Here is a 16,366-nt window from a genome sequence, read left to right as displayed (position 1 = left end):
CTTCTCCTGATTCAGGCCAACGCTGCACGGGTGGCAGCGAAGGCGTCTGGGGTATTGAGGTTGGATGTCGACACGCCTTCGGCGCAACGCTTGTTCAGGCCGGCCAGGACTTTGCCCGGGCCGCACTCGACCAGATTGGTCGCGCCCTTGGCCGCCAGCGCCTGTACGGACTCGACCCAGCGTACTGGCTTGAACAATTGCTCGAGCAGATCACGCTTGAGGGTTTGCAGATCGGCCGGCACTTGTGCGCTGACGTTCTGCACCACTGGAATCTGCGGGGCCTGCCAGTCAATCGCAGCGACGGACTCGGCAAACTGCTCGGCCGCAGGACGCATCAGCTCACAGTGCGACGGCACGCTGACCGGCAACGGCATGGCGCGCTTGGCACCCCGCGCCTTGCAGCCTTCGATGGCACGCTCGACGGCCGCCTTGGCACCGGCGATCACCACCTGGCCCGGGGAGTTGAAGTTGACCGCGCTGACCACCTCGCCTTGCGCCGCTTCGGCACAGGCCGCCAGCACGTCAGCGTCGTCCAGGCCGAGAATCGCCGCCATGGCACCCTGCCCGGCCGGAACGGCTTGCTGCATCAGTTGACCACGACGTTCGACCAGCTTCACGGCGTCGCCCAGACTCAGGCTGCCTGCCGCGACCAGGGCACTGTATTCGCCCAGGCTGTGACCGGCCACATAAGCCGGACGCGCACCGCCTTCAGCCAGCCACAGGCGCCACAGGGCGATCGAGGCAGTGAGGATGGCCGGCTGGGTCTTGTCGGTTTGATTGAGCTGCTCTTCCGGCCCTTGCTGGGTCAGTGCCCACAGGTCGTAACCCAGAGCATCGGAAGCTTCTTTGAATGTTTCGAGGATCAGCGGATATTGCGCGCCCAACTCGGCCAGCATGCCGAGGGACTGCGAACCCTGTCCTGGAAAGACGAATGCGAGGGAAGCAGACATGTAACAAGCCCCTAATGATCTTGTCGTCGGAGAGTTGACGCCCCGCTGTGGGGACGCAAGAAACTGACAGTTGGATGGCCAATTGAACTGAGCGGTCACATTTAAGCATTGTCCGACGAAAATGCCTAAAGCAGCAAATCCTCGAGACGCCCATGGAGTCGCTGCGGCAGATTCTCCTGGATCTCGATCAAGGCTCGCTGGATCGCACTCTGAAAGCCCTGCACGCCAGCTGAACCGTGGCTCTTGACCACGATCCCCTGCAACCCGAGGAAGCTCGCGCCGTTGTGCCGGGCGGGCGCCAGGTCAGCCTGCAAACGCTTCATCAAGGGCAAGGCCAGGGCCCCGACCATCCTTGATGCAAGATTCTGCTTGAACAAGGCCTCGATACGCCCGGCAATCATGGTCGCCAGGCCTTCGCTGGACTTGAGCAGGATGTTGCCGACAAAACCATCACAGACCACCACATCCGCCTCACCCCGATACAGGCCGTCACCCTCGACAAAACCGATGTAGTTCAGGCCCCGGGCACCTTGCAACAGGGTCGCCGCAAGCTTGACCTGCTGATTGCCCTTGATGTCCTCGGTGCCGATATTCAACAACGCCACCCGGGGCCGGGCGATCCCCAGCGTCTCGGCCGCCACCGAACCCATCACCGCGAACTGGAACAGGTGCTCGGCACTGCAATCGACGTTAGCCCCCAGGTCCAGTAACTGACAGTAACCCTTTTGTGTCGGGATCGCCGCGACCATCGCTGGCCGATCGATACCCGGCAACGTCTTGAGCACGAACCGCGACAACGCCATCAGCGCGCCGGTGTTGCCGGCACTGACACAGGCCTGGGCCTTGCCTTCACGCAGCAACTCCAACGCCACGCGCATCGACGAATCGGGCTTGCCACGCAGGGCCTGGGCAGGCTTTTCGTCCATGGTGATGACTTCAGACGCCGGAGCAATCGACAGGCGCGCGCGATCCACAGCCGATTGGCCAGCGATCAGTTCTTCAAGAAGGGAGGGTTGACCGACGAGGGTCAGGTGTAGCGAGGGCGTAGCAGACAGGCAAGCAAGGCTGGCCTGAACAATGCTGCGGGGACCGAAGTCCCCGCCCATTGCGTCAATCGCGATGACTTGAGCGGACAAGGATTACTCGTCAGCGCCCTTGTCGATCACTTTACGGCCACGGTATACGCCTTCTGGCGATACGTGGTGACGCAGGTGAACTTCACCAGTGGTCTTTTCTACGGACAGAGTGCTTGCCTCGAGAGCGTCGTGCGAACGACGCATGTCACGGGCGGAGCGGGATTTTTTGTTCTGCTGAACAGCCATAATTGATTAACTCCTAAACGTTTGGGTCACGCTTTAACTGCGCCAATACACTGAACGGGTTGGACCGCGTTACCTCGTCCTCGCTCGGTTCGGGCTCATCGAGACCCGCCGGCTGCTGGCATTCTTCCGGATGATGAGCAGGCACAATGGGCAAGGCGAGCAAAAGCTCCTCCTCGATCAGTGACTGCAGATCCAAAGGATCTTCGCCCAGTTCCAGCACGTCATAACCTTTCGGCAACGACTGGGTATTCGCACCCTCCTTTACCACAGCATAACTGCATTCGCTGTGAATCGGCAGGGTGACCAGCTCAAGACAACGCTGGCAAACCATTTTGACCTCGGTGTCGATAAAGCTGTGGATCACCACAGATTTACGTTCATCTCGTTCAAAAACGAATTTAGCCTGCACCGTACCGACATTGTCGGAAAGCGGGTCGCAGAGTCTCTCCAAATCGGCCAGCAGCATTTCACCTTGAAGGGTGGTGCCACGATCAGCCAATTTGCGCGGGTCAACGTGAGGTGGAATCGGGTCATTCAACATAGGCGCAGCATTATAGGGATGCACCCGCCCTTGTCAAAGGAAATTCAGTCCTGTCCGTCACTTGCAGGCCCCGCTAGAATTTGCGACTGACTTCTGGAGAGCCCTATGTTGCCTTTATTACTCGCTTCAAGCTCGGTTTATCGCCGCGAATTACTGGCTCGCCTGCAGTTGCCTTTTACCTGCAGCTCCCCGGATATCGACGAAAGCCCACTGGCGGGCGAGTCCGCCACCGAGCTGGTCAGGCGCCTGGCACAAGCCAAGGCCCAGGCACTGGCCGCCAGCCATCCGGGGCATCTGATCATCGGCTCGGACCAGGTCGCGGTACTCGACGGCAAGATCATCGGCAAGCCCCACACCTTCGACAAGGCCCGCGAACAACTGCTGGCCGCCAGCGGTGCCAGCGTGACCTTCCTCACCGGCCTGGCCCTGCTCAACAGCCAGAGCGGCCACTGCCAGCTCGACTGCATCCCCTTTACCGTCCACATGCGCACGCTCGACCCAGCAAGCGTGGAGCGCTACCTGCGCGCAGAGCAGCCCTACGACTGCGCTGGCAGCTTCAAGGCCGAAGGATTGGGGGTAATCCTGTTCCAACGCACCGAAGGCCCGGACGCCACCAGCCTGATCGGCCTGCCGCTGATTCGCCTGGTAGACATGCTACTGGCCGAAGGCGTGCAGATCCCGTAGCAGCTCGCACCCGGCGAGGACTGCGTCCTCGAACGCAGCCTCGCGGGCTCGGCAGCTGCTACAGACCATAAAAAAACCGGCCACGCAGGCCGGTTTTTTTATCTCGCACAGCAATCAGCGCAAGGCGGGGCCGTGAAAGCCCATCCACATGGCCAACTGTTCGGCCACACTGGCGCCGAGCTTTTTCGAGAAGCGATCGAACGGCGATTCCTGGATGGTGAAGTCCACCAGCTCTTTCTCACCGATCACGTCCCGCGCCACCGAACTGGCACTGCCCAGGCCATCGATCAAGCCCAGCGGCAATGCCTGCTCGCCCGACCAGACCAGCCCGGAAAACAGCTCCGGATGATCTTTGTCCTTGAGCCGATCACCACGCCCTTTCTTCACGCTGGCGATGAACTGCTGATGAGTGGTATCCAGCACGCTCTGCCAGAATTTGGTTTCTTCCGGTTTTTGCGGCTGGAACGGATCGAGGAACGACTTGTGCTCACCCGAGGTGTAGGTACGCCGCTCGACACCCAGCTTCTCCATGGTACCTACAAAGCCATAGCCGGCCGCTGTGACACCAATGGAACCCACCAGACTGGCCTTGTCGGCATAGATCTGGTCCGCAGCGCTGGCAATGTAGTAGGCACCCGAGGCGCCCAGGTCGGAAATCACCGCATAAACCTTGATTTGCGGGTGCAAGGCGCGCAAGCGCACAATTTCGTCATAAACGTAGCCGGACTGCACCGGACTGCCGCCAGGGCTGTTGATCCGCAGCACGACACCCTTGACCTTGGCATCCTCGAACGCCGCACGCAGGCTGCCGACGATATTGTCGGCACTGGCCGGCTCTTTATCGGCAATCACCCCAGTGATCTCGATCAATGCGGTGTAGCCCGAGCCGCGCGTCGCGCTCTTTTCAATGTCCATCAGCGGCGTGAACAGGATCAACGCGACAATCAGGTACACAAAGGTCAACAACTTGAAGAAAATCCCCCAACGCCGCGAGCGACGCTGCTCCTGCACCCCGGCCAGCAGGGTTTTTTCCAGCAGTTTCCAGCTTTTGTCTTCGCCGTCTTCAGCACTGGCTTTGACAGGCGCCTTCCATTCGTCAGTCATTGCATCTACCCCAACCCAAACTTAATTGGCCCGCTGACCCAGCCAGGCATGCAATTGCGAAAAATGATCAATGGCCAGGCAAGGCTCGTACGCACGCAGCGCCTCTATGGATTGCGCGCCATAGCTGACTGCCACAGACGCCATCCCGGCATTGCGAGCCATCTGCAGATCGAACGACGAATCCCCCACCATCAGCGCCTGCCCAGGCCCGACCGCGCAATGCGCCAGGATCTGCTCGAGCATCAAGGGGTGCGGCTTGCTAGCGGTTTCGTCGGCGGCGCGGGTGATATCAAAATAATCTTCCCAGCCATGGGACTTCAGCACCCGATCCAGGCCACGACGCGCCTTGCCAGTGGCTACGGCCAACTGATAGCCCTCGGCGCGGAACGCCTCAAGCGACTCGAGCACGCCCTCGAACAACGGCGAAGGCTCGGCCTCCAGCGCTATGTAGTGATCGGCATAATGCTGACGAAACGCCACCAGCTCGGCATCACCGATTTGCGGATACAAGGTGCGAATCGCCTCTGGCAAACCCAGCCCGATAATGCCCTTGACCGCCAGATCGCTGCACAGCGCAAAACCCGAGCGTTCAGACGCGACGTGCATCGCCTCGACGATCCGACCAATGGAATCGGCCAGTGTCCCGTCCCAATCGAAAATCAGTAGCTTGCAATCAGAGGGGTGCACTCAGGCGCTCCACGGTCTTGGCCCACATTTCGTCCACTGGCGCCTGCAACTTCAACTCACCGCCATCGGGCAGCGGCACGGTCAGCATGTAGGCATGGAGGAACAATCGCTTGCCACCCAGATCGCGAATCTCCTTGGAGAAACCTTCCTCGCCGTACTTGGTATCGCCAGCAATGCAGTGCCCGGCGTGCAAGGTGTGGACGCGGATCTGGTGAGTCCGGCCGGTAATCGGCTTGGCTTCGATCAGGGTGGCAAAGTCGCCAAAGCGACGCAGGACCTTGAATACGGTCACGGACTCCTTGCCCTCCTCCTCGTCGACCTCGACCATGCGCTCACCGGAGCGCAGATTGCTCTTGCCGAGCGGCGCCCGGACTTGCTTGATCGAGCTCGCCCAGTTGCCGCGAACCAGCGCCATGTAGCGCTTGTCGATGCCATCGCCGCGCAATGCCGTGTGCAAGTGACGCAACATGCTGCGTTTCTTGGCGATCATTAGCAGGCCAGAGGTGTCACGGTCGAGACGGTGGACCAGCTCGAGCTCCTTGCAATCGGGACGCAACTGACGAAAGGCTTCAATCACCCCAAAGGTCAAGCCGCTGCCACCGTGGACCGCAATGCCGCAAGGCTTGTTGATCACGATCAGCGCCTTGTCTTCAAAGACAATCGAGGCTTCCAGGCGTTGCAACAACCCCTGGGCCAGGGGCACTGGCTCGTCACGCTCCGGCACACGCACCGGCGGCACGCGCACGATGTCGCCCGCCTGCAGCTTGTACTCGGGCTTGATCCGACCTTTGTTCACGCGCACTTCGCCTTTACGCAAAATGCGGTAAATCAAGGTCTTGGGCACGCCTTTGAGCCGAGCAAGAAGGAAGTTGTCAATTCGTTGGCCGGCATATTCCGGCGAGACCTCCAGCAGTTGTACGGCTGGGGTCGGGGGGGCAGTAGTCGTCATGCCGCGAATGATAACAATTTTTTATGGAATTGAAGCACTTAATCATTGCTGCTATAGTCGCGAACGCCGCCAAAAGCGGCTGGACAGAGGACAAACGGCAAGTTGCCGGCCCTGACCAACGCAATTCATCAGGACGCGAGGCCGTCCTACGGGGCTTTCGCATCTTCTGGAAGGTTCGTGATTGTAACAAGCGCAGGTGACATGAGGCCTGAAGCGAGTGCAACAAACAGAGTACCACTCGTCTGTTGCGCCGATATTTACGGCCAGTTCACAAAGTGCAGTCAGTCCCGAATCACACCTGGGTCGAGAGTTTCGGAAACAACGCCTGTTACAAGCTGGGAGCCAGCCAAACAGCTTTCACCCAGTCTTGTGTAGCCATGAGCGTGGACTCCCCATTGGAGAACACGGTAAATGCCAACCCGCTGCGGATTCTGCGCGCGGCAGCACCCGAATTATCAGGGATACGTGTAGGGTGGAGATGCACAACCGTCGGACCGTGTAGCACTAGGCTTATATTTAGACGCTTCATCTCGTCCACAGTCGCCGGTTGATTCCTCCTCCTGACTGAGTGCTTAAGTAGCCACAGCAAGCAGGACGCGTACGTCGCGATGAAGGCCCACATTGGCCGGACTTCGCTAGACACGGGAATGGCCAACCACTCCCGACGCACCTGACACCGACCGTGAGAAGTCGTGTGTGCCGAACGCCGTTTCCGGCAGCCCGGAAACCGACGGTACTACATGAAAAGAATGCTGATTAACGCAACTCAACCCGAAGAGTTGCGTGTTGCACTGGTAGATGGCCAGCGCCTCTACGACCTGGACATCGAATCCGGTGCACGCGAGCAGAAGAAGGCCAACATCTATAAAGGCCGGATTACTCGCATCGAACCAAGCCTTGAGGCTGCCTTTGTCGATTTCGGCTCTGAGCGCCACGGCTTCCTGCCCCTCAAAGAAATCTCCCGCGAATACTTCAAGAAAGCGCCTGAAGGCCGCGTCAATATCAAGGACGTCCTGAGCGAAGGCCAGGAAGTCATCGTTCAGGTCGAAAAAGAAGAACGTGGCAACAAGGGCGCAGCCCTGACCACCTTCATCAGCCTGGCCGGTCGTTACCTGGTGCTGATGCCGAACAACCCACGTGCCGGCGGTATCTCCCGTCGCATCGAAGGTGAAGAGCGCAACGAACTGCGTGAAGCCCTGAACGGCCTGGTTGCCCCGGCTGACATGGGTCTGATCGTGCGCACTGCCGGCCTTGGCCGCAGCAGCGAAGAAATGCAGTGGGACCTCGACTACCTGCTGCAACTCTGGACCGCCATCAAAGAAGCTTCGCTGGACCGTTCCGCGCCGTTCCTGATCTACCAGGAAAGCAACGTGATCATCCGCGCGATCCGCGACTACCTGCGCCAGGACATCGGCGAAGTGCTGATCGACAGCGTTGAAGCCCAGGACGAAGCCCTGACCTTCATCCGCCAGGTGATGCCGCAGTACGCCAGCAAGATCAAGCTGTACGAAGACAGCGTGCCGCTGTTCAACCGTTTCCAGATCGAAAGCCAGATCGAAACCGCATTCCAGCGCGTTGTCGAACTGCCTTCCGGCGGTTCCATCGTCATCGATCCGACCGAAGCCCTGGTGTCCATCGACATCAACTCGGCGCGCGCCACCAAAGGCAGCGACATCGAAGAAACCGCTCTGCAGACCAACCTTGAAGCCGCTGAAGAAATCGCCCGTCAGTTGCGCCTGCGCGACATCGGCGGCCTGATCGTCATCGACTTCATCGACATGACCCCTGCCAAGAACCAGCGCGCCGTGGAAGAGAAAGTCCGCGAATGCCTGGAAGCCGACCGCGCTCGCGTACAAGTCGGTCGCATCTCGCGCTTCGGCCTGCTGGAAATGTCCCGTCAGCGCCTGCGTCCGTCTCTCGGCGAAAGCAGCGGCATCGTCTGCCCGCGTTGCAACGGTACCGGCATCATCCGTGACGTTGAATCGCTGTCGCTGGCGATCCTGCGCCTGATCGAAGAAGAAGCCCTGAAAGACCGTACCGCCGAAGTTCGCGCCCAGGTGCCGATCCCGGTGGCAGCGTTCCTGCTCAACGAAAAACGCAACTCGATCACCAAGATCGAACTGCGCACCCGTGCCCGCATCGTCATCCTGCCGAACGATCACCTCGAGACGCCGCACTTCGAAGTGCAGCGCCTGCGCGATGACAGCCCGGAAGCCCACACCAACCAGTCCAGCTACGAAATCGCAGCTGCTGCGGCTGAAGTGGAAGAAGTGCAACCGGCCGCCGCCACCCGCACCCTGGTTCGCCAGGAAGCTGCCGTGAAGACTGCACCCGCCCGTGCCAACGCACCGGTGCCGATTGAAGTCGCTGCTGCCCCGGTAGTCGCTCCGGCTGCCGTACCAGAGCCAAGCCTGTTCAAGGGCCTGGTGAAGTCGCTGGTCAGCCTGTTCGCCACCAAGGAAGAGCCAGCCGCTCCGGTCGTGGTTGAAAAACCTGCCGCCGAGCGTCCAGCCCGCAACGAAGAGCGTCGCAACGGTCGTCAGCAGAGCCGCAACCGTAACGGTCGCCGCGATGAAGAACGCAAGCCACGCGAAGAACGTGCACCGCGTGAAGAGCGCGCTCCACGTGAGCCACGCGAAGAGCGTCAACCACGCGAAGCCCGTGAAGAGACCCCGACCGTCGCTCGCGAAGAACGCGCACCTCGCGCCCCACGCGAAGAGCGTGCTCCACGTCCACCACGTGAAGAGCGCAAGCCACGTGGCGATCGTGAAGACCGCCCAGTGCGCGAACTGCGTGAACCTCTGGATGCCGCACCCGCTGCCGCCGTTGCTGTTGCTGCTAGCGCCGTCGCTGAAGAGCGCCCGGCTCGCCAGCCGCGCGAAGAGCGTGCACCGCGTCCGCCGCGTGAAGAGCGTCAACCACGCGCCGAACAAGCTGCTGCCCCGGTTGCCGAAGAAGAAGAACTGGTTACTAGCGAAGAGCAACTGCCGGAAGATGGCCAGGACAACGCCGAAGGCGATCGTCCACGCCGCCGCTCCCGTGGCCAGCGTCGCCGCAGCAACCGTCGTGAGCGTCAACGTGATGCCAATGGCAATGTGATCGAAGGCTCGGAAGAGTCCGAAGGCAGCGAAGAGCCTACGGGCGCAGAACTGGCTGCCGGCCTGGCCGTGACCGCCGCTGTTGCCAGCACCGTGATCAGTGCTCCAGCCGAAGCCGAGGCTCATCAGCAAGCTGAACGTGCAACCGCCGCCGTGACTGAAGAAGTTGTTCAGCCAACCGCTCAGGTTGAAGCGCCAGTCGTGGAAGCCACCACTCCAGTCGAAGCGCCAGCCGCTCCTGCTGTAGAAGTGGCTCCGGCGGTTGAAGCCCAGACTGTTGAAGCACAACCGCAAGTAGCGGCTGAAGCCGAAACAGTGGTTGAAGCACCTGTCGCTGTAGAGGCCGTTGTCGAAGCCCCTGTGGTGGTTGAAGCACCTGCTTTCGAAGCACCAGTCGCCGAACAGGCGCCTGAAGCCCGCGAAGAGCAGACCGCCTTTAACTGGGTAGCTGAGCCAGCAGTAGTTGAGGCCGTGGCTGCCGAGGTTGTGGCACCGGTTGCCGAAGTGGTTGCCGAGCCAGCCCCCGTGGCTGCCGAACCAGCGCCAGTTGAAGCCCCGGTAGTGGCTGAAGCTGCCGCCCCGGTGGTCGAAGCTGCGCCAGCTGCGGTCCTGACCGAAAACGGTCGTGCGCCGAACGACCCACGTGAAGTGCGTCGCCGCAAGCGCGAAGCCGAGCGCCTGCAGAAGGAAGCCGAACTGGCTGCCACTGCTGCACCGGTCGCTGAAGTTGCTGCCGAGCCTGCTGCCCCTGCCATCGACGAAAACCTGCGTTCCGTTGAAGAAGTGGTAGAGCAACACCCAGAGGCCCTGGAAAAAGAGCACGAGCCTAAACCCCTCGCCTGATTCCATCCGCCACTAAAAAGCCCCGCCTGAGCAATCAGGCGGGGCTTTTTTTATCGTGGGAACCGGCGCCCGCTCCCAGGTTGGTACGTCCATCGCTGGCAAGCCACAAAGGCATCACCCGGCTGACTAACCAAAAACCAGCGCCTGTGGCACATCCACATCCCACAGAACACCCCCATCCTTCACCACCACCTCGACCACCTTGGCCGTGGCAAACAACGGCTTGGCCCCACGATCACCGGACAGGGCCATCAACGCCGGGCCAAACGATGCGCCAAACCCCACGGGGTGGCCGAACTCGCCCGCCTGCACCGGCACACTGATGGTATCGGCCGCCACTTGGGCAACCACCTCATCAATACTCGCCGGCAAGATAAACGGCATATCTCCCAGCACCACCAGCCAGCCCTCCAGCCCTGGGCAGGCCGCCACCGCCGCGGCGATGCTGTCGCCCATGCCCGCCGATGCCAGCCACAGCACTTCGCAGCCGTAGACACGGGCCAGCCGGGCGACCTCGGCGCGGTCCGGCGTGGTCACCAACCAGCGCGGCTGGACGCTGTCCGGCAAGTTGCGCAGGCTATGCTCGAGCACCGGCCGGACAACCCCATCGCGGCCTTTGCACAGCGCCAGCAGCTTGTCCTGGTCGGCGCCGGCCACTTGCCGAAAACGACTGCCCTGCCCTGCCGCGAGAATGATCGCGCCGACATTGCGCTGCACACGCGCCATCAGGCCTTTTCCTGCTGCCAGCCTTGCAACTGATAACGCACGGGCAAACTGCGGATACGCTTGCCAGTCGCGGCAAAGATCGCATTGCACAGGGCCGGTGCAATCGGTGGCACGCCCGGCTCGCCGACCCCACCCAATGGCACGTTGCCCGGTGGCGTGACCAGATGCACCGCCAGCACCTTTGGCGCCAGGGACATGCGTGCCACCTCGTACATATGGAAGTTGTCTTGCTGGACCTTGCCGTCCTTGAAGCTGATCTCCCCCAGCACCGCGTTGCCCAGGCCCATCACGCAGGCCCCCTCGAACTGCGAGCGAATACGCTCGGGATTGATCTGCGGACCACAATCGACGGCGATATCCGCCTTGTGCACCACCAGCGTCCCGTCATCCCCGACCTCCACTTCGATGACTGCCGCCACATAGGTGACGAAGCTGTAGTGCACTGCCAGCCCCAGGCCACGGCCCTTGGGCAACTCGCGACCCCAGCCGGCAGCCTGGGCGGCGGTTTCCAGCACCGCACGCAGACGCGCAGTGTCGATCGGGTAACGTTCGGGGGATTCGCCGTAGTTCCACTCCTCGCTCAAGGTCCGCGGGTCGATCTGCCTATCAGGCCCCAATAGCTTGATCTGGTACTTCAGCGGATCCTGGCCGGCCTTGTGCGCCAGCTCGTCGACAAAGCTCTGGATGGCGAAACCATGGGGAATGTTCGACACCGAACGATACCAGCCGACCCGGGTATGGGCAGCGGCTGCGGGATTTTCCAGGCGCACGTTGGGAATCGCATAGGCCATGTTGGTGAAGCCCATGCCCAGCTCAAAAGCGGCTTCGTGATTCATCCCCGGCGCGAACAACGCGGTGATGCTCGGCGCCACGGTGCGGTGCAGCCAGCCGGATGGCATGCCGTCCTGATTGAGACTGGCCTTGAGGTATTCGGCCGAAACCGTATGGAAGTAGGAGTTGTGGATATCGTCTTCACGGGTCCACTGCACCCGTACCGCCTTGCCGGGAAACGCCTGGGCCAGGATCGCCGCCTCGAGGATGAAGTCCGGCTTGGACTTGCGCCCGAAACCACCACCGAGCAAGGTGACGTTCACCCTGACCTTGTCGAACGGTATGCCCAGGCGTTCGGCGATGCGCTCACGGGTGACCTGGGGGGCCTGGCTCGGCGCCCAGGCTTCGCACTGGCCATCCTTGAAGCGCGCTACGGCAACCATCGGCTCCATTGGCGACTGTGCCAGGTGAGGCAAGTAATAGGACGCTTCCAGGCTGCTGTCGGCACTGTTCAGCGCCTCGTCGATATTGCCGGTGCTGCGCACTACCTTGCCCGGCTTGAGCGCAGCAGCCTCCAGCTCCTTGCGGTAGGCAAGCGAGTCATATGCGGCATTGGCGCCGTCGGCCCAGACAATTTTCAGCGCCTCGCGCCCCTTGATCGCCGCCCAGGTATTGCTCGCAATCACTGCCACACCGCCCAGCGGCTGGAACTCGGAGGGAATCGGCCGACTGTCGATCTGCATCACCTTGACCACCCCCGGCACCTTCAGCGCCGCACTGGCATCAAAGGACTTGACCGTGCCGCCATACACCGCCGGCCGCGCTACGGTGGCAAAGAGCATACCTTCGAAGTGCACATCGGCGCCGTAGACCGCCCGCCCGGTGACGATGTCTTCGCCGTCAATGGCACGCACCGACTCCTTGCCGATGTAACGAAACTCCGACGGCTGCTTCAGCCGCAGGCTTTCTCGCGCCGGTACCGGCAAGGCAGCGGCCGCCTCGGCCAGCGCGCCGTAGCCTAATTGACGACCACTGGGCTGATGGCGGACGGTATGCAATTGCGCCCGGCATTCGTCGACCGGCACTTGCCATTGATTGGCCGCCGCCTGCTCCAGCATGCTCCGCGCCGCGGCCCCACACCGGCGCATCGGCTCGTACCAGTGGCGCATGCTGCGCGAACCGTCGGTGTCCTGGTTGCCGAAACGTACTTCATCGCCCGGCGCCTGGCGGACCTTGACCATGGCCCAGTCGGCGTCCAGTTCATCGGCCACCACCATGCTCAAGCTGGTGCGCACGCCCTGGCCCATTTCCGAGCGGTTGCACAGCACCGTCACCGTGCCATCGGCGGCTATGCTGACGTACACCTTGGGGTCATCGATCCAGCCGTTGGGCATGCCCTCGGCACCGAACTTTTTGACCTCGGCGAACGCCTCCTGCCACCCCCAACTGGCTGCCAGCACCAGCGCACCGGTGGCGCCTGCCCCCTTGAGAAAGCCGCGTCGACTGAGGTTGCTCAGGACAAAATCACTGGGTAAGCGGCTCATGCCTTGGCCTCCTGCAGATGAGTCGCCACCTGGCGGATTGCAGTCTTGATCCGGTTATAGGTGCCACAGCGGCAGATATTGCCGACCATCGCGGTCTCGATCTGCTCATCGCTGGGGTTGGGATGGGTCTTGAGCAATGCTGTGGCCGACATGATCTGGCCACCCTGGCAGAATCCGCACTGCGCCACGGCCGTATCAAGCCAGGCTTGCTGGACCAGTTGGCCGAGCGGATCGCGGTGCAGGTTGTCGATAGTACCGATATCCTGGCCGACCACCGAACCGATCGGGGTGATGCAACTGCGCGCCGGGGCACCGTCGATATGGATCGTGCACGCACCGCACAGGCCCATGCCACAGCCAAACTTGGTGCCGCTGTAACCGGCAACGTCGCGGATCGCCCAGAGCAGCGGCATGTCCTCGGTGACGTCCAGTTGATGGTCTTGACCATTGAGCTTCAGGGTAATCATGGGCACGCCCGCATATGCATGAGGTTATGGGGCCGAGTTATCTGCCGCGCTGTAGCGAGGGTTCGGAACACGCAGATCGACTCAGGCTAATGGGCTCTCTTGTGAAGATGGGTCTTCACCGGGCCTTCGGTGGAGCAAAATGAAAACATCGTCAGAAGCTCACGTTAACTGATCATTAACAAAAAAGCCCTGCAACCATTAGGGTGTGCAGGGCTCTGGGTTCAGCGTTCAAGCGTAGCTCAATAGCGGTTCGGTTCCATTTCCAGCTCGACATTAAAACGCTCGAATATGTCTTTCTGGATCCGCTGCGCCAGCGCGAGCAACTCAAGCCCGGTGGCACCGCCATAGTTGACCAGCACCAGCGATTGCAGCCGGTGTACTCCGGCGTCGCCTTCGCGAAAACCTTTCCAGCCCGCCTGCTCGATCAACCAGCCGGCCGCCAGTTTGACCTGGCCATCGGCTTGTGGATATCCGACCAGGCCCGGGTGCGCGAGGCGGATTTGCGCGGCCAACTGGGCGCCGACCAGCGGATTCTTGAAAAAGCTGCCGGCGTTGCCGAGCACGGCCGGGTCAGGCAGCTTCTCACTGCGAATACTGCAAATCGCCCGGCTGACATCGCTGGCGCTCGGCCGCTCGATGCCCTGCTCGGTCAGGCGCTGGCGCACCGGACCGTATTCCAGGTGCAAATGCTCGACCCGGTCCAGGGCAAAACGTACCCGCAGGATCAACCAGCGGCCAACCTGTTGCTTGAACAAGCTGTCGCGGTAGGCGAAGTTACATTCGGCCAGGGTGAAATCCCGCAGCTCGCCGGTCTGGCGATCGAGGGCCGTCAACCCGGCGAACACGTCCTTGATCTCGACCCCATAGGCCCCGATGTTCTGCATCGGCGCCGCACCTACCGTGCCGGGAATCAGGCTGAGGTTCTCAAGACCCGACAAGCCCTGCGCCAGCGTCCACAGCACAAAGGGGTGCCAGGCTTCGCCCGCCTCGGCTTCGATCACTACACGCGTGCCATCGTCGCTCAACTGGCGAATCCCGCGAGTGGCCATGCGCAGCACCAGCGCCTGGATATCCGCCGTCAGCAGCAGATTGCTGCCCGCGCCGATCACCAGCATTGGCAGCCCGTGCTCGTCGGCATACGCCAGCGCCTGGCGCACGTCGGCATCGCTGCGGGCCTCGGCGAACAGTTGCGCGCGCACATCCACGCCAAAGCTGTTGAACGGCTTGAGCGAAACCTGCGACTGCAGGTGCAAAGTCATAAGCGTCCCTTCAATTCAATCACCAGCAAATCGCAGGCCTGTTCGATCAGGTCCAGCACCTGTTCGAAGCCATGTTCACCGTCGTAGTAAGGATCCGGTACGTCATCGACACTCGACTCATATCGACGCAGGAACAGGTCCAGCTCAGCCTTGCCCTGGGTGGGCTGCAGGGTCTTGAGGTGGCGCAGGTTGCTCTGGTCCATGGCCAGGATCAGGTCGTAGCTGGAGAAGTCGGCACGCGTTACCTGTTGCGCCCGTTGCGCCGACAGGTCGTAGCCCCGGCGCAGGGCTGCGGCCTGGCTGCGCTTGTCGGGCGGATTGCCGACATGCCAGTCGCCGGTGCCGGCAGAAGCCACGTCGACCTGCCCGGTCAGCCCGGCTGCACGCAGCTTATGCCGCAGTACGCCTTCGGCCGTCGGCGACCGGCAGATATTGCCCAGGCAGACAAACAGAACCCGCATCAGGCCTCCAGCAGGCGACGGACGCGCTCGAGGTCTTCAAGGGTGTCGACCCCCGCTGGCGGGGCAATAAGGGCATCGGCGACATGAATGCGCACGCCGTGCCAGAGCGCGCGCAGCTGCTCCAGGCACTCGGTGTCTTCCAGCCAGCACGGGCCCCAGCTGACGAAGTCATGCAGGAAGCCGGCACGGTAGGCGTAGATCCCGATATGACGGCGGTACGGCACGCCTTCAGGCATTTGCGTCTGGCTCTTGGCGAACTGGTCGCGCGCCCACGGCAGGGTCGCCCGACTGAAGGTCAACGCCAGGCCATTGAGGTCGCTGACGACCTTGACCACATTGGTGTTGAACAGGGTTTCAAGGTCTTCGATCGGTTCGGCCAGGGTCGCCATGCCCGCTTCTGCATGAGCTGCCAGGTTGGCGGCGACCTGGTCGATCACGCTCGGCGGAATCAACGGCTCGTCACCCTGGACGTTGACCACGATGGCATCTGGCGCCAGGCCCAACTGGGTGGCCACCTCGGCCAGGCGGTCAGTGCCGGAGTTGTGGTCGACCCGGGTCATCACCACTTCGCCACCAAAGGCCTGGCAGGCCTCGACAATGCGCGCGTCGTCGGTGGCGATTACCACTCGTTGGGCGGCACTTTTACGCGCCTGTTCCCAGACATGCTGGACCATCGGCTTGCCGGCAATCATCTGCAGGGGCTTGCCCGGCAGGCGCGTGGAGGCAAATCGCGCCGGAATCACCACGGTGAACGCGTTGCTCATTTGTCCAGGCGCTCTTCGGTGGTCAGGGTACGGGCTTCGGTTTCCAGCATGACCGGAATGCCATCACGAATCGGAAATGCCAGGCCAGCACCCTTGCTGATCAGTTCGGTCTTGTCGGCGCTGAGCTTGAGTGGACCTTTGCAGATCGGGCAGGCGAGGATGTCGAGCAATTTGGTGTCCATGAAAAACTCCCTGG

General features: G+C 61.7%; 16 protein-coding genes. 2 read left to right on the top strand and 14 right to left on the bottom strand.

Features of this window, described 5'->3' with window-relative positions; genetic code table 11:
- Positions 1-11: 11 nt before the first annotated feature.
- From fabD to PspS04_RS08085, 4 genes are all read right to left on the bottom strand, one after another.
- Complete coding sequence (fabD, locus tag PspS04_RS08100; protein WP_095167640.1) at positions 12-950, bottom strand: ACP S-malonyltransferase; 939 nt, start codon at positions 948-950, stop codon at positions 12-14.
- Positions 951-1,075: 125 nt separating this feature from the next.
- The gene (gene plsX / locus PspS04_RS08095; protein ID WP_159994506.1) at positions 1,076-2,086 is read right to left on the bottom strand and encodes a phosphate acyltransferase PlsX; all 1,011 of its coding nucleotides are present in this window, start codon (positions 2,084-2,086) and stop codon (positions 1,076-1,078) included.
- 3 nt (positions 2,087-2,089) lie between these two features.
- A complete protein-coding gene (gene rpmF / locus PspS04_RS08090) occupies positions 2,090-2,272 on the bottom strand; it encodes a 50S ribosomal protein L32 (RefSeq protein ID WP_003179396.1) in 183 nt (60 codons plus the stop codon).
- Positions 2,273-2,285: 13 nt separating this feature from the next.
- Entirely contained in the window at positions 2,286-2,813 is a 528-nt protein-coding gene (locus PspS04_RS08085; protein ID WP_008050439.1) for a YceD family protein, read from the bottom strand.
- A 105-nt stretch (positions 2,814-2,918) separates the two neighbouring features.
- Here PspS04_RS08085 and PspS04_RS08080 point away from each other — a divergent pair, with 105 nt between their 5' ends.
- Positions 2,919-3,497, top strand: a complete 579-nt coding sequence (locus PspS04_RS08080; RefSeq protein WP_159994504.1) for a Maf family protein — start codon at positions 2,919-2,921, stop codon at positions 3,495-3,497.
- Between the two features lie 114 nt (positions 3,498-3,611).
- Here PspS04_RS08080 and sppA read toward each other — a convergent pair whose 3' ends face one another.
- Genes sppA through rluC form a run of 3 tightly spaced genes read right to left on the bottom strand, consistent with a single transcriptional unit; the run spans position 3,612 to position 6,237 of the window.
- Positions 3,612-4,601: a signal peptide peptidase SppA gene (sppA, locus tag PspS04_RS08075; protein WP_095167635.1), complete on the bottom strand. Its 990-nt coding sequence runs from the start codon at positions 4,599-4,601 to the stop codon at positions 3,612-3,614.
- A gap of 21 nt (positions 4,602-4,622) precedes the next feature.
- Positions 4,623-5,288 (bottom strand): HAD-IA family hydrolase, encoded by a 666-nt coding sequence (locus tag PspS04_RS08070; RefSeq protein WP_159994502.1) that lies wholly within the window; start codon positions 5,286-5,288, stop codon positions 4,623-4,625.
- Positions 5,275-6,237: a 23S rRNA pseudouridine(955/2504/2580) synthase RluC gene (gene rluC, locus PspS04_RS08065; RefSeq protein ID WP_159994500.1), complete on the bottom strand. Its 963-nt coding sequence runs from the start codon at positions 6,235-6,237 to the stop codon at positions 5,275-5,277. Before rluC ends, PspS04_RS08070 begins: the two co-directional genes overlap by 14 nt.
- 740 nt (positions 6,238-6,977) lie before the next feature.
- On the opposite strand from rluC, the gene rne reads away from it, so the two are divergent.
- On the top strand, positions 6,978-10,178 hold the full coding sequence (gene rne, locus PspS04_RS08060) for a ribonuclease E (RefSeq protein WP_442966623.1): 3,201 nt from the start codon (positions 6,978-6,980) through the stop codon (positions 10,176-10,178).
- 126 nt (positions 10,179-10,304) lie between these two features.
- Here rne and PspS04_RS08055 read toward each other — a convergent pair whose 3' ends face one another.
- The 7 genes from PspS04_RS08055 to PspS04_RS08025 form a co-directional block, all read right to left on the bottom strand.
- Positions 10,305-10,904: a nucleotidyltransferase family protein gene (locus PspS04_RS08055; RefSeq protein WP_371917582.1), complete on the bottom strand. Its 600-nt coding sequence runs from the start codon at positions 10,902-10,904 to the stop codon at positions 10,305-10,307.
- A complete protein-coding gene (locus PspS04_RS08050) occupies positions 10,904-13,219 on the bottom strand; it encodes a xanthine dehydrogenase family protein molybdopterin-binding subunit (RefSeq protein WP_159994496.1) in 2,316 nt (771 codons plus the stop codon). Before PspS04_RS08050 ends, PspS04_RS08055 begins: the two co-directional genes overlap by 1 nt.
- A complete protein-coding gene (locus PspS04_RS08045) occupies positions 13,216-13,686 on the bottom strand; it encodes a (2Fe-2S)-binding protein (RefSeq protein ID WP_095167626.1) in 471 nt (156 codons plus the stop codon). The genes PspS04_RS08050 and PspS04_RS08045 overlap by 4 nt, the downstream gene beginning before the upstream one ends.
- 239 nt (positions 13,687-13,925) lie before the next feature.
- Complete coding sequence (gene murB / locus PspS04_RS08040; RefSeq protein WP_159994494.1) at positions 13,926-14,945, bottom strand: UDP-N-acetylmuramate dehydrogenase; 1,020 nt, start codon at positions 14,943-14,945, stop codon at positions 13,926-13,928.
- Positions 14,942-15,406: a low molecular weight protein-tyrosine-phosphatase gene (locus PspS04_RS08035; RefSeq protein ID WP_159994492.1), complete on the bottom strand. Its 465-nt coding sequence runs from the start codon at positions 15,404-15,406 to the stop codon at positions 14,942-14,944. Before PspS04_RS08035 ends, murB begins: the two co-directional genes overlap by 4 nt.
- Positions 15,406-16,170, bottom strand: a complete 765-nt coding sequence (gene kdsB / locus PspS04_RS08030) for a 3-deoxy-manno-octulosonate cytidylyltransferase (protein ID WP_095167621.1) — start codon at positions 16,168-16,170, stop codon at positions 15,406-15,408. The genes PspS04_RS08035 and kdsB overlap by 1 nt, the downstream gene beginning before the upstream one ends.
- Positions 16,167-16,352 carry a Trm112 family protein gene (locus PspS04_RS08025; protein ID WP_095167619.1) on the bottom strand — a complete coding sequence of 62 codons (186 nt, stop codon included), beginning with the start codon at positions 16,350-16,352 and terminating at the stop codon, positions 16,167-16,169. The genes kdsB and PspS04_RS08025 overlap by 4 nt, the downstream gene beginning before the upstream one ends.
- Positions 16,353-16,366 lie beyond the last annotated feature (14 nt).

The organism is Pseudomonas sp. S04, from assembly GCF_009834545.1.
GTDB lineage: Bacteria > Pseudomonadota > Gammaproteobacteria > Pseudomonadales > Pseudomonadaceae > Aquipseudomonas.
This window is presented reverse-complemented; position numbering and strand designations above follow the sequence as displayed.